Consider the following 14,023-nt stretch of genomic DNA (forward strand, 5'->3'; position numbering starts at 1 on the left):
AATGATTTGAGTTCTACTAGAGATCTTCGCTGCTAGTCTTTGAATTATTTTAGAATATTATCATTTTAGCAGAAAGTATAATTATTAAAGGGATAAGTAAATAAAAATCTAATTATTTTGGGGTGAAATTTTATGACAAATAAAAAAGTGACAAATTATATTAATGGAGTAATAGATAGTGTTAAGAAAAGAAATAGTTACGAGCCAGAATTTTTGCAAACTATTCAAGAAGTATTAAGTTATCTTGGTCTAGTTTTTGAAAGACATCCTGAGTATATCAACGAAAATCTTTTAGAAAGATTCTGCGAACCAGAAAGACAAATAATATTTAGGGTACCATGGGTTGATGATCAAGGAAACTTAAAGGTAAACCGTGGATTTAGAGTGCAATTTAACGGTTGTATAGGACCTTACAAAGGAGGACTTAGTTAATATAGGAATAATCAAGTTTTTAGGATTTGAGCAAGTATTAAAAAACTCATTAACTGGTCTTCCAATAGGCGGCGGTAAAGGTGGTTCTGATTTCAATCCTATAGGAAAGTCGGATAATGAAATAATGAAATTCTGCCAAAGCTTTATGACTGAACTTTATAGACATATAGGACCAGACGTAGACGTTCCTGCTGGAGACATCGGAGTTGGTGGAAGAGAAATAGGATATTTATACGGACAATATAGAAGAATTAAAGGAGCCTTTGAAAATGGAGTTCTTACTGGTAAAGGCTTAACTTATGGTGGAAGTTTAATAAGACCAGAAGCTACTGGATTTGGAGTATCTTATTTCTGTAATGAAATGTTAAAGCATGAAGGAGAAACTTTTAAAGGCAAAACAGTTGCTGTATCAGGCTTTGGTAACGTTGCATGGGGAGCATGCAGAAAAATTAGTGAATTAGGAGGTAAAGTCATTACACTTTCAGGTCCAGACGGATATATCCATGATCCAGAAGGGGTAACAGGAGAGAAAATAGATTACTTAGTACAAATGCTTAATATAAACAAAGGTGCAAGAATTAAAGATTATGCTGACAAATATGGAGTTCGATTTTTATCAGAAGAAAAACCATGGAATGTAAAAGCTGATATTATAATGCCATGTGCTGTTCAAAATGATATACAATTAAAACATGCTAAACAAATAGTAGCTAATGGAGTTAAATTTGTCTGTGAAGCTGCTAATATGCCTTGCACAAATGAAGCTGTTGACTATTTACAGAAAAATAGAGTTATAGTAGGACCTTCTAAAGCAGCTAATGCTGGTGGTGTTGCTACTTCGGCTCTTGAAATGGCACAGAACAGCGCTAGAATAACATGGACTAAAGAAGAAGTTGACGCAAAACTTCATCAAATAATGGTTAACATATATAACAACTGTAAGAATGCATCTGAAGAATATGGATTTGGATACAATATAGTTGCTGGAGCAAATACTGCAGGCTTTGTAAAAGTTGCAGATGCAATGCATCTACAAGGAAATTATTAAAATAAAACATTACTTTATGCCGGCGCATGGAAAAAATTTGAGCCAGTATGGAATTTTATAATTAAAAATGAGCTTTTATCTAAAGCTAGGAGTACTCTGGAAAGAACTTTAAAATAAAGTTTTCTATTATATTTAAATATATAATATATGGAAAGGCACTGGTAGAGATACTGGTGATTTCGTTGTGTTTAAAAATGAAGCACACATTTCCTAATAATAAATAACAAAGATAATTTTTAAAGTTTATCAATGTGTGTTGACAAAGTAAAATTATAAAGGTGGATAATTAAATGAATAAAGACTCGATTGATTCAAAATCTAAAATATTAAAAGCTGCAAAAAAACTTTTTTCACAAAATGGTTTTGATGGAACATCAACTAGAGAGATTGTAAAAGAAGCAGGAGTGAATATTTCACTTATATCTTACTATTTTGGAAGCAAGGAAAATGTATTCTTTTCGTTATTCGATAACTTTAATGTTGAAACAAATACTATTGATGATAAAGGTAATAATATTAATACAATCAGTAAATTTTCATCAATTATAACCCAAATTATTAAATTACGTTTTGAAGATCCTGAATTAGTAACTATACTTCAACAAGAAATTATTATGAATAGTAAAAGAACTGAGAAATTTAGACAAGTATTATTACCTACATGGATTAGAGTAAAAACATTATTAAGTAATGGAAGAAAAGAGGGACTATTTCAATTTAAAGACATAGATAATGCCATATCTTTTGTGATGGCAGTAGCAATTTTTCCACGTCAAAATCCATTATTTATAGAGTTTGTTAAAAAAAAAGAAAATAAAAATGAAATCATAGAGGAAATACTATTATTTATTTTAAAAGGGTTAGGATTTAAGTAAAGATATAAATTATACTCTGACAATTCAATGTAAAACAAGATAGCATCAATTCTTTTGTTGGGAGGGAAAATTATGAAATTACATTTTAAAGATCAAGCATTTTCATTTGAATTACTTAGAGCAGCATCTTATGCAGGATATCAAGGAGCAGAAATAGGTGAATGTTTAGCAACTGCTGCTAATATTAAAGAAGGAGACTTTAATAGTTGGTTTGAGGAATGGGAAAAAACCGCTAAGCGTGTAGAGAAAATTGGTGAAAATTGTTTATCTAAAAGACATGTAGTAAGTGGTAGAGAAGCATTGCTTAGAGCTTCAAACTATTATAGAACCGCTGAGTTCTTCTTGAAGGCAACTGATTCAAGACGTGATGAAAATTATAAAAAAAGTGTTGAAACGTTCAAAAAGGCTATGGCAGAGATGGATTTTTATTATGAAATTGTAAAAATTCCCTATGAAAATTCTTATATGGCAGGTTATTTTTATCGGGCATTAGATTATGATAAAAATAAACAACCATGTCCTACATTAATTTTTATAGGCGGATTTGATTCCACAGCTGAAGAATTATATTTCTGTGGTGCGGCAGCGGCAATTAAAAGAGGATACAATTGTCTTGTTTTTGATGGACCAGGACAGGGAGAGACATTAAGAATTCAAAAAATACCAACTCGTTTTGATTATGAAGTGCCTGTTAGAGCGGCTATCGATTATTTGGAAAGTAGAAGAGATGTTGATATGGATAAAATATCACTCATGGGAATGAGCATGGGTGGGTATTATGCACCTAGAGCTGCTGCTTTTGATAAGCGCATAAAAGCATGTATTGCATATGATGTATTCTATGACCTATGGAATTCAACAATAAATCAAAATCCAAAATTGAAAAAATTAGAAGGACGTTCTCCAATGATGATAGAAACAATGATGAGATTCGCTGAAAAAAGAAGTTCTAATCTTCGTTGGGCTATTCAAAATTCGCTTTGGGTATTTGGGATAGAACACAGAAATGAAATCCCAGAAACATTAAAAAAATATACACTTAAAGGAATTGCAAATAAAATAGATTGTCCATTATTAATATTAGTTGGTGAAGCAGATCACTTTGTTTCACCCGAACAAGTTGATGAATTTGCTAATGAATTGAAGTGTTCTAAGACAATACGTGTGTTTACACGTGAAGAAGGTGCAGAAGAACACTGACAGGAAGGAAATCATGCTCTATTTCATCAAGTCATGTTTGATTGGTTAGATGATACATTAAAAATATAATATTTAGATACCTATTATGAAATGCTAAGAATTTCATAATAGGTATTATAGGGGAGGATAATATATGGAAAGTATTCATAGTAAGTTGATTAAAGTTTCGTTACTAACTATTGAATAAGCTCAGGAGTATCATCTGTAATAGTTTTAAACTCATATCCTTTTTCTTTATAATACTTAATTATTTTTGGCAACGCTTTACAGGTGTTTTTATGCATATAGTCACAATGCATAAGTAATATAATTTCACATAAGTTTTTACTCTCTTTTACAGCTCGCATATATTGTTTATAAGGTGAAAGCTTTGGATTTATTCCATCTGATGTTTCAACGTTCCAATCATATATTTTAAAGTTATAGCTGTGCAATTTATCTAAATAGTCAGGATTAAGATATTTTCTACTACCGCAAGGAAATCTGATTATATTTGGCGAAATTCCCGTTACTCGATTTATTTCATTTCTACAATCTAACATTTCTTTAATAAAATTATTTTGATTGCCATAAATATATTTAAGTTTATGCGTATAGGTGTGTAATCCTATACTATGACCCTCTGCATGAATTCTTCTCACTGTATTTTCTAATCCATTAATTTGATTACCAATTAGGAAAAAAGTAGCATGTACATTGTTTTCCTTTAATATATCCAATACTTTATCAGTTACAACATTGCTTGGTCCATCATCAAAAGTTAGATAAATGACTTTTTTGTTTTCAATAATATTTTGTGCAGGGGTTGATTTAGGGTTATAAAAACTCAAAAATCCTTTAAATAGCATTAATGTAATTAAAAATATAGTTGTACCGTATAAAATAATCTTTTTAGCTTTCAATTTGTTGCCCTCCAATTATTTATGTCGTAATTACTTCTTTATTATTTCAATTTTAGAGATATTTTATTACTGCTTTTATTCCTTTTTTTAATTAAATTCTTCAGAGGCCACTATGAGCTTACAGCAGGATATATTGAATACTAAGGATCTGTTGATTAAGCTAATTTATTTTAGTATTTATATTTATTCCATTTGACTTTTTAATCTTCCTTCAAGTACATCTATTCCGTCAATAGATACTACTCCTATTCTATGTAAAGTACATATTCCATCATTTTTTCTTGCAATTTTACCTCCTGTTGTAAATCCCATGATATACCCCGCATTTTTCATCGCTGTTATTGTATCTTCATTATATTTACCACAAGGATAAGCAATATAATTCACTTTTTTATTTAATATTCTCTCCAAGGTTTCTTTTGATTCTTTCAAAGTTTTTAATTGTTTTTCATAAGAAATTTTACTTAATTCTTCATGATTAACAGTATGACTTTCTATATCTATTCCGTTATTTTGCAATTCCTTAAGTTGATTTGAAGTTATATATGCATTATTCCTGTCTATGGTATTTGTAGTAACAAATATTGTAGCCTTAAGATTAAATTCTTTAAGTACGGGATATGCATATTCATAATTATCTAAGTATCCATCATCAAAGGTTATAGCCACAGATTTCTTAGGTATAGGTTTATTTTCTACAAAAAAATTATATAGATCTTGAAGAGTAACAGTGGTATACCCATTGTCCTTTATGTATTTCATTTGATCTTTAAATTGTTGTTGTGGAATTCTTAATCTATTATTTTTTTCAAAACCTATAGAATGATACATAAGTATACATACGCCTTCATTATTATATTTTAGGGGCATACTTTTTATTTTCTCATTAATATATACTTCATGACCCAATATTGTATTATATGAATATGAGTTTATAATCAATATACTTAAGGATAAAATTAAAATTTTTTTTAAAATCTTCATTATTTCTGCTTCTCCTCAATATTTTAAAATATATAGTTATGATCTGATTTGAATTGTAAATTCAATGTAATTAATTTGATAAGGTAAGATAATATAAAAGACATTAAAAATTAATAATCATTTATGTGTATAAGAAAAAATCTTATGTTCTTATTTCTCCATCCTAAGTCCCATGGAACATGATATCTATCAGTGGTATGAGAATTAACTAAAGGATATCTATGACTATCAAATCCTGTTATTACTGCAAAATGATCTATGTTTCCTCTTCCCTTTTCATAAGCTATCAAATCTCCAATTTGTAATCTATTAGCTATATCATCTGTCATGTTGAATTGAGAATTTGTTAATTCATTAAAAGATCCAATTTTTATAATAGTTCCTCTACCGCTTTGTAGTAAATAATTTTTCAAACCATCTGCATTTGACCAGGATCTAGTACCGGAATGCCATATATTATTAATAGGCATTGATCCACCTTCTTTATCTCCTAGGACTTGAGAAATAAAGTTAGTACAATCTCCTCCTAAGCCATTATAATCATTGTACTTTTTATTATATTTAAAATTGTTACTGCTTCCCCAAGCTGCACCACAATATTTATCAGCATAAGCTGCTGCTTTTTCTCTATGATAAAAGCTTTTATTATGTTTAGCTATGTCTATAAAATTTTCTATTGAATATAAAGTATTTTTTGATGAATTAAATTTACAATTTAAATTAGATGAATAAAATTGCAATGAATCTTCAAAGCAATCAGTATACCAATCACTAAGTATAATCCATCTTTCATTTTTTTTGATTAATTTTGCTGTATGACGTACGCCTATTCCAAATGAATTTGGAATAGTAGATTGATCATTTTTATATGAATAGTCAAATTTATAACTTTCTTCAAGAATAAGTTTTAATACATTATCAGAAGGTATAATTTTTTTCAGTTTCACCGTAGATTTAATATCTTTGAATTCTATATTTCTTTGAGACGACCAGTCTTTTAAATATTTAACTCTTTTTATTTCATGTTCCAGTGCATATTTACCACTTGTCTTAGAAATATCATAATAATTATTTAATGCTGAATAATCACCGGTTTTAAGAGCAGAGCAGCGCAAATTATATATTTTTTCAATTTCTAAACCCACTTCATCGTTATTTATCATATGTTGAGTAGATTCATATGCTGAACTTTTACACACAGGAAACATTATAAAAATTAGTGCTATAGCTGTATATTTTAATAAGGATATAACTTTAATTTTTTTTATTAAATATTTTAATTTCAAAAATAGCATCCTCCCCAAATATAATTTGCCAATTTATCTATTAGTATTTGATAAAAACTTTTTATAGATATATGATTAGAAATTTGTGGCGAAATCATGTGATGAATATATTGGCAGTTATTATATTGTAAGCAATTTAAATAAAGTTGATAGATAAAGTTTAATCTAATTTTAATGTAAAAAATATAAAATTTGATAAGTAAGGTGATATAATGTGGTGTTTACAAACCATGTTATATAATGACTAAATAAAATTGGAGGGAAAGAATTTGCATATTGATAAACCTTTATCTGACACCATACATAATGCACAGCGTACCCTTACTAAAGTTCCAGAAATTACGGTTTACTTCTGGATTATCAAAATTTTGACCACTGGAATGGGCGAGGTTACATCTGACTATCTAGCCCACCAGCTAGATCCGGTAATTGCAGTAGCCTTGGCGGGGATTGGTCTAGTGGCCTCGTTAGTACTGCAGTTCTTAGTACGCCGATATGTGGCATGGATCTACTGGTTAAATGTCGTCATGGTAAGTATCTTTGGTACGATGGCTGCCGATGTTTTGCACGTTGGGTTTGGCATTCCATACATTGTCTCAACTACGTTCTTTGTGGTGGCACTGGCAATTATCTTCGCAATCTGGTATGCCAGCGAGAAGACTCTGTCTATACACAGCATTTACACTCGTCGTCGTGAAGCTTTTTATTGGACCACCATACTGGCTACATTCGCACTTGGCACTGCTGCAGGAGATATGACAGCGACAACCATGAACTTGGGATATTTCTTATCGGGTGTGCTGTTTGCCATCTTGATTGCTATCCCGGCTCTGGCCTACTGGCTGATTGGTTTAAACGAGATTTTGGCATTCTGGTTTGCATACATAGTTACGCGACCGCTAGGAGCCTCGTTTGCTGACTGGATGGGGGTGCCTCATAATCGCGGCGGCCTTGGACTAGGAACTGGGTCGGTCAGCCTTGGCTTAGCGATTATAATTCTTGGACTTGTGAGTTACTTGGCGGTCACCCGCAAGGATGTTAAGAACGGTAAACATGCCACATAACAGTCTTAGTATCAAGCTTACTGCCATGGCTCTCTAGCAATAGCTATATAGTTTGTGCTTCATAATGAAGTTACAAATTCAGATAAATTGCTCCGAGCAGCAGATAATGTTAGAACCAAAGTGGAACCCTAAAGGGATGTTCTCAAAAGTAAAATTTATTGATAGTCCCCAAAACTAAAAAACAATGTGAAACCCTGGATCCAATTGGTAAACAGTTGAGAATTCAGGGCTTTTTTACGAGTTTTGCATGGCAAGATAAGGTCTCTAAAGTAGAGAAATATGGATCAAAATGTCTAGGCGACATTAAAATAGATTATCAGATTTTTATAATAAATTATAAGAGTTTACCTCCCTAAGTGCTGTTATTATAAATATATTAGGGGTTTATTCATTTATTGGAGTAATTAATGCTAGAATATTATTAGTATTTTCATACAATTATAAAAAATACGTAGCGTAAGATTGTTTAGCGTAATAAAAAAATAAAAAGGAAAATTGGAACAATAAGAATTAGGAAATGAAGAAAGTTTCATTGTAGTTTTATGGTTATTGACAGATGTTAGAGTTTTATTTGCATTAATATAGCAATTACTTGTTATTACATAATGTATAAATATAAAAAGTTACAACATACTAACAGTATACAGTTACATAAATAAAATATTTACAGAGGATGTGTTTTAAAATGAGAAGGCTTAAAACTTTTAACAAGACTGCGTTTATACTGTTAGTTTTTGCTATTCCTGCATTTTTGTTTGTTGGATGTAGTAATTGGAAATCTTCAAGTCCTCAAAATTCAACACAAAATTTAGTTGAAAAAGAGCCTAATAAAGACCAAGTTAAGAAAAGCTATGATGCTACCCTTCAAACATTAGTAAATGATGCTACAATAACTAAGGATCAAGCTGTTGCAGTATTGAATTCTCTTATGGCAAACATAGGTAATATCGGCCAGGAGAGCAAACAAAAGCAAATAGATAGTTTAAATAAATTAGTAAATGATAAAGTTATTACACAACAGCAAGCCGATAAGATAATAAATGCCTTAAAATTAAATAAGTAAAAGGAGTAGCTTAGTGTTACTCCTTTTCTTTTCTTTATAGTTTTTCTATTGATATCATGTTTTTCAATATAATATAAGGGTAAAAAAGATGTACCACTGTGGTACACCTTAAAAATCAAAGTTGGTTGAATTATGAAAAATGCATTTATGAATATTTAAAGATTATATAAATTTTAATCATCTATAAAACATCTGCTTTTCTTATAATCAAGTCAGATTCGCTTTCAGTAATAGCCCCAATAACCAATAATTCTTTAGCTAATTGTCTCATTAACACCTTGTTTTTTTTATTTATAGTAATAGTTGCATTTATAGCAGCATCCTCTTTTTCCATAATGACCCTCCATATCTTTTTTATTAATTATTTACAATTAAAGAAATTTTATACCATATATTGTCTAATAAAAGGAATTTACAATGAACGTATGTTTGCGTGTAGCAAATGGTTATAAAATATAGATGAAAAGGATAGTTGAAATTTGGTAATACGATTTTGCTGTCAAATATTAATATCTAAGGCATATATAAAGAAATATGAAGAAAATGGGACTATATAATCTATATTTGCTTAGTAAGATTAAATTTTCCTTAACTAATAAGCAAAGCTGCTAAATTCAGCATATATTATTAGTATAGCTTGTACGAAATTTAATTAAGAGAGGGGAATGATTATTTTGGCGATGAGAGGAATAGACATTTATAGCGGTACTATAATTACAGATTGGAGTGCAATTAAGGGTACTGGTGTTGAAGCTGTTTATATAAAAGCCACTGAAGGTTTGACTTATGTAAATCCCTTAATGGATAGCCAGTACAAAAATGCTAAAAATCAAGGCTTAAAGGTTGGATTCTATCATTTTGCAGCTAAAAATAATCCTGTAGGGGAGTATAGACATTTTATAGATACTATAGGTAATTATGAACAGGATTTAAAACCAGTACTTGACTATGAAGTTTCTAATCCGGATATAAGCTTTTTATCGCAATTCATGGATCAAAATCCTAATTTATTGTTATATTCTGCTCACAGTGTGGCTGATAAATCGAGGCTTCCTAAAAATAAGATATGGATAGCGGAACCTAATACAGCACCAACATACACCAATGGTTACGCGGGTATTCAATATACCTGGACTGGAAGAGTAACTGGAATACAGAGAAATGTAGATATGAATATATTCAGTATAGATATGCTACTGAATATTAGCAATCTAGATTCTAAAACAACTCCAGAACAATCGCAAAAAACAGAAGATCCAACAGTAAGGATAATTCAGTTACAACTTAATACATTGCTTAAAAAAGGATTAGCAGTAGATGGTATAAAAGGTCCATTAACAACAGCAGCTATAAAAGAATTTCAAAGAATTATGGGACTTTCACAGGATGGAATCTGGGGGCCTAAGACAGCAGCAGTGGAAGAAATTTATTCAAAACCTGAGGATGGAGTGTCATATCCCCATTATGAATATGCAACTAGATATATTCAAATGCGTGTAGGTGCTAAGGTAGATGGTATATTCGGTAATGAGACAAAAGTACAAGTACAAAATTGGCAAGTAAAACATGGCCTAAGGGCAGATGGTATCGTTGGATCAGTAACCTGGAGCAGATTTCTTGATGAAAATGTATAGCATAAATAATCATTCCGCTAAATAAATAATATAGTGAGAAATTTATTTTGTAGAATTATAAAAATATATTTGGGGGAATGAAAAAGTGAAAGAAATAATAATAAGCCAAATTTTAATACCTATTCTAGGTGCAATTATAAGTACATTTATAGGGATAATCACTTATTATGCTAGGCAGCTCTATAATAAGCACAAAGGCTTCTTGCAGTTGCAGCAGCAGGAATTAATACAGAAGATAGGTATAGATAAATACAATATTGATGTAGTAATAATTAAGAATGCAGTTAAAGCAGTAGAGCAGCTTGGCAAAGAAAATGACTGGACGGGCACTTTTAAGCATAGTAAAGTTTTGGAGCTTATTGCAGATAAGACTGGGCTTACAGATGAACAGATTTACAATATAATTAAAGGTGCTGTTTTGGAAGTTAATAGCTTAAAAAACTCTTCAGGAACTATTTCAGCACAAAAATAATTTACCTCCCTTAGGGGAGGATTTTTTGTAAAAGCATTAAACTTTAAATGACACAGATTTAATACAAAAATAAATTAAAAAATTATCTATAAATCTATTGAAAAATATAAATTATGTATTATAATAGAATTATGGAAAGCAAATATTAATTAATAATAAATATTAATTATGTTCGATATATAAATTATTTTAGGAGGTAGGTATTATGAATAATAAAAATATTAATAAGGATGTCAATAAGGATGTTGAATTAAATAAGAATCTTTTGGATGATGAAAAAATTTTTGCAATTGAAGATGATGAAATTGTAATGAATTGCGAAGGCCAACCATGTAATTTTACTTATTTTAAAGAGTAAAATAAAAATTAGTCAATATATATTTACAAGAATATAGGATAGGAGTAACATTAAGGGGTACCATAGCATATTTGGTACCCCTTTTTTAGTTAGCACTGGTAGAAATACTGGTGCTTTTGTTAATAAAAAGTTTATACTCAAGATACTGATTATTTATAATATTATAATGAGAATTTAACATTAAAATGAGATTATAATAAGGTAAGGATCCCATTTAAATATAAATTTTATTTAGCACCAGTAGTAATGCTGGTGTCTTTTTAATATCAATGAATTATTTAACTAAATCATTACATAGAATAAAAGTAATCTTAATATTTAGCTTATATAATAAAAATTGTTAGATTTTCTTCCAACTATAAAGTTTTGATAAGCACTAGTGCAGTTGCAACTAGTGTATTTTTTAATATTTAAAATAAGTTAAATATTATTTACAGTAATTAAAATTAGTCTTAACAATAAGGTGATATTATAAATTTGTGGAAATAAACTCCCTTTCTTAAACAATAAACTTATTCCTGTTGGCACCAGTGAGAGTACTGGTGTTTTTTTATATCTAAAATTATATATATTAATAAATATATCACTTCATATATAATAATTTATAGAAAAAAATAATAAAAATAAAAGAGAATATATTTATTAAATTTGAGGGGATTTTATGAGAAGAAATAAATTTTATCGGTTTAGCTTCAATAGGTTTAGGATTAATAAATTTAAGATAATAGCATTAATGCTTGGGATTATTATAATGGCAAGTATAATTATGTTTTTTCCACACTTTTTTAGAAATACCTATATAGTAACTATTTCTAGTAAGCAAGTAAAAAGAAAAGATAATAAAAATGTGTATTTAATTTACACACAAACGGAAAATGGAGATGCAAGGGTATTTGAGGATACTGATAGTTTATTGGAGTTTAAATTTAATTCTGAAGATATATATGGTGCATTGAGAATTAATAGAACTTATGAGGTTAAAACCTATGGTTTTAGAATACCATTAACAGCGGCTTATCAAAATATTGTAAAAGTTAAAGGAATAAGATGAAGTGGTTTTCCATAAAAAAGTCCTCTACACTATAAATGAAACATATTTATAGTGTAGAGGATATTTATTATATTTAAATTTATTGCAGTAATACTAAGTAATGTATTTTCTCTTTAAATTATTGCTTAAATATTAAAATCTTCTAGAATGCCTAATTTTTGAAGAAGTCTAAGATTAGTTTCACAACTCAATTGAATAGCTATTTCAATAGCTTTATCTAATTGCCCTTCTAAAACAGATGAATTTTCTATGAAAACTTCATTAGTAGTTTCATGAATTAGCTTAGCTATCTCAGCTTTATCCACAATATCACCTCCTTGACTTTCTTAAAAATAATTCTACAAAATAGTACAAAAAACCTTTGTAAAAATGTGTAAAAGTTATGAATAAATCAAAGATTTTGGTTCTCTGCTTGCACTCTGTGAAAGTGATTCACTGATAAATCACCAGAAATCAGTAATAAGTTAATAAATGAAGGATATTATCTTTCTCTGTAGAAATATTTATGAAAGAAGGAGGGTAATATTTTGGAATTTGATAATTTAATAAAAAATATATATGACAAAGATGATTCAAAATTTGAAAAATGGTATGAACACAGGAAAATCATAAGGGATGTGATTGATAAAAGAGTGGCAGAGGTAAATTTAGATAATAATAAAAGTATTGCAATATGGGGAGCTGGGAAGTGTTATGATATTGATTTAACTTATTTAAGTAATAAGTTTAATAGAGTCATGCTTTTGGATATAAATGAAGATTGTATGAAAGATGCTTTAAAGCTGCATAATGTCACTGGCAAAAAAAATATTGAAATTAAAAAAGTTGATTTCATGGGTAATACAGATAAAATATACAGGGAATTTTTTGAACTTGTTGAAAATAGACACAGTGTAAAGGAATTAAGAATATATTTGGAAAATCTAAAAGAGAGTATTACAAGAAATAATAATATAAATTCAGATTTAGATAAATTTAATATTACTCTTTGCTTAGGTGTTCACAGTCAAATATTAGTAGCTATAAACATAATATTAATGTATGCACAGAATTTCTATGATAAAAAGGATATTGAAGATTTAATTAACATATTTAAAATATGTAAAAAAGAGGCTGAAAAAAATTTTAACCAATCCATAATTAATCACTCTACTGATTTGTTATTTATAGGCTTTGATCTGATGGAATTATCGTTAAAAAATGGTACTGAAAAATTTTATGGGGAAATTGAAGCTGCATTATTAAAAAATGATATTGAAGGAGTAATCAGAATAGCCATGCAATGCCCGGTATCAGGAGCTGCACAGGCAGCGGAGGATATGTGGAATCGTATAATAAATAAAAAATTAAAATTTGATGGAATTGATTGCTGGCTTTGGGATTATGATATTACAAAAAGTTATGTTTTCATCTTGGAAACACTGATAAAGAAGTAAAATTACATAAGAAATAAATTGTACAGATTATTAAATACAAATATACATTGAATTTTTAAATTATAATACATTATAATTATAGGCTTGTAAAGGAGATTATATACTAAATTGTAGAAAACTATAGAGTTAAATTAAAGAATTATTATAATAATTTGTACTAAATATGTATTTCTAGTTTATGATATAATAATTTCATTGACATATAATATAATAGAAGC

At 29.1% G+C, this 14,023-nt stretch carries 14 protein-coding genes and 1 pseudogene; 10 read left to right on the forward strand and 5 right to left on the reverse strand.

The genetic code is table 11. The features are described from left to right. Window positions 1-132 precede the first annotated feature (132 nt). The 3 genes and pseudogenes from gdhA to CLOPA_RS07535 all read left to right on the forward strand — a co-directional run bounded on the left by gdhA (window position 133) and on the right by CLOPA_RS07535 (window position 3,555). Window positions 133-1,480: pseudogene (gene gdhA / locus CLOPA_RS07525) on the forward strand (NADP-specific glutamate dehydrogenase). 290 nt (window positions 1,481-1,770) lie between these two features. Beyond that, on the forward strand, window positions 1,771-2,355 hold the full coding sequence (locus tag CLOPA_RS07530) for a TetR family transcriptional regulator (RefSeq protein ID WP_015614835.1): 585 nt from the start codon (window positions 1,771-1,773) through the stop codon (window positions 2,353-2,355). 72 nt (window positions 2,356-2,427) lie between these two features. Then, entirely contained in the window at window positions 2,428-3,555 is a 1,128-nt protein-coding gene (locus CLOPA_RS07535; protein WP_015614836.1) for an alpha/beta hydrolase family protein, read from the forward strand. A gap of 176 nt (window positions 3,556-3,731) precedes the next feature. Here the strand turns inward: CLOPA_RS07535 and CLOPA_RS07540 are convergent, their stop codons facing one another. From CLOPA_RS07540 to CLOPA_RS07550, 3 genes are all read right to left on the reverse strand, one after another. Beyond that, window positions 3,732-4,457: a polysaccharide deacetylase family protein gene (locus CLOPA_RS07540; RefSeq protein ID WP_015614837.1), complete on the reverse strand. Its 726-nt coding sequence runs from the start codon at window positions 4,455-4,457 to the stop codon at window positions 3,732-3,734. 183 nt (window positions 4,458-4,640) lie between these two features. Beyond that, a complete protein-coding gene (locus CLOPA_RS07545; RefSeq protein WP_015614838.1) occupies window positions 4,641-5,441 on the reverse strand; it encodes a polysaccharide deacetylase family protein in 801 nt (266 codons plus the stop codon). Window positions 5,442-5,551: 110 nt separating this feature from the next. Continuing rightward, window positions 5,552-6,727, reverse strand: a complete 1,176-nt coding sequence (locus tag CLOPA_RS07550; RefSeq protein ID WP_015614839.1) for an amidase domain-containing protein — start codon at window positions 6,725-6,727, stop codon at window positions 5,552-5,554. Window positions 6,728-6,996: 269 nt separating this feature from the next. On the opposite strand from CLOPA_RS07550, the gene CLOPA_RS07555 reads away from it, so the two are divergent. Next, window positions 6,997-7,791, forward strand: a complete 795-nt coding sequence (locus tag CLOPA_RS07555) for a COG4705 family protein (protein ID WP_015614840.1) — start codon at window positions 6,997-6,999, stop codon at window positions 7,789-7,791. A 685-nt stretch (window positions 7,792-8,476) separates the two neighbouring features. Then, window positions 8,477-8,854 (forward strand): hypothetical protein, encoded by a 378-nt coding sequence (locus CLOPA_RS07565; protein WP_015614841.1) that lies wholly within the window; start codon window positions 8,477-8,479, stop codon window positions 8,852-8,854. Window positions 8,855-9,035: 181 nt separating this feature from the next. On the opposite strand, the gene CLOPA_RS24915 is transcribed toward CLOPA_RS07565, so the two are convergent. Further along, complete coding sequence (locus CLOPA_RS24915) at window positions 9,036-9,188, reverse strand: hypothetical protein (protein WP_015614842.1); 153 nt, start codon at window positions 9,186-9,188, stop codon at window positions 9,036-9,038. A gap of 331 nt (window positions 9,189-9,519) precedes the next feature. On the opposite strand from CLOPA_RS24915, the gene CLOPA_RS07570 reads away from it, so the two are divergent. The 4 genes from CLOPA_RS07570 to CLOPA_RS07580 all read left to right on the forward strand — a co-directional run bounded on the left by CLOPA_RS07570 (window position 9,520) and on the right by CLOPA_RS07580 (window position 12,369). Next, window positions 9,520-10,488 carry a GH25 family lysozyme gene (locus CLOPA_RS07570; RefSeq protein ID WP_015614843.1) on the forward strand — a complete coding sequence of 323 codons (969 nt, stop codon included), beginning with the start codon at window positions 9,520-9,522 and terminating at the stop codon, window positions 10,486-10,488. An 85-nt stretch (window positions 10,489-10,573) separates the two neighbouring features. Further along, window positions 10,574-10,960 (forward strand): phage holin, LLH family, encoded by a 387-nt coding sequence (locus CLOPA_RS07575; RefSeq protein WP_015614844.1) that lies wholly within the window; start codon window positions 10,574-10,576, stop codon window positions 10,958-10,960. 205 nt (window positions 10,961-11,165) lie between these two features. Beyond that, a complete protein-coding gene (locus CLOPA_RS25535) occupies window positions 11,166-11,318 on the forward strand; it encodes a hypothetical protein (RefSeq protein ID WP_015614845.1) in 153 nt (50 codons plus the stop codon). Between the two features lie 661 nt (window positions 11,319-11,979). Further along, window positions 11,980-12,369, forward strand: a complete 390-nt coding sequence (locus CLOPA_RS07580) for a DUF1523 family protein (RefSeq protein WP_015614846.1) — start codon at window positions 11,980-11,982, stop codon at window positions 12,367-12,369. Window positions 12,370-12,494: 125 nt separating this feature from the next. Here CLOPA_RS07580 and CLOPA_RS07585 read toward each other — a convergent pair whose 3' ends face one another. Next, entirely contained in the window at window positions 12,495-12,674 is a 180-nt protein-coding gene (locus tag CLOPA_RS07585; RefSeq protein ID WP_015614847.1) for a hypothetical protein, read from the reverse strand. A gap of 222 nt (window positions 12,675-12,896) precedes the next feature. Here CLOPA_RS07585 and CLOPA_RS07590 point away from each other — a divergent pair, with 222 nt between their 5' ends. Then, window positions 12,897-13,805: a hypothetical protein gene (locus CLOPA_RS07590; RefSeq protein ID WP_015614848.1), complete on the forward strand. Its 909-nt coding sequence runs from the start codon at window positions 12,897-12,899 to the stop codon at window positions 13,803-13,805. Window positions 13,806-14,023 lie beyond the last annotated feature (218 nt).

This window comes from Clostridium pasteurianum BC1, from assembly GCF_000389635.1.
Taxonomy (GTDB): domain Bacteria; phylum Bacillota; class Clostridia; order Clostridiales; family Clostridiaceae; genus Clostridium_I; species Clostridium_I pasteurianum_A.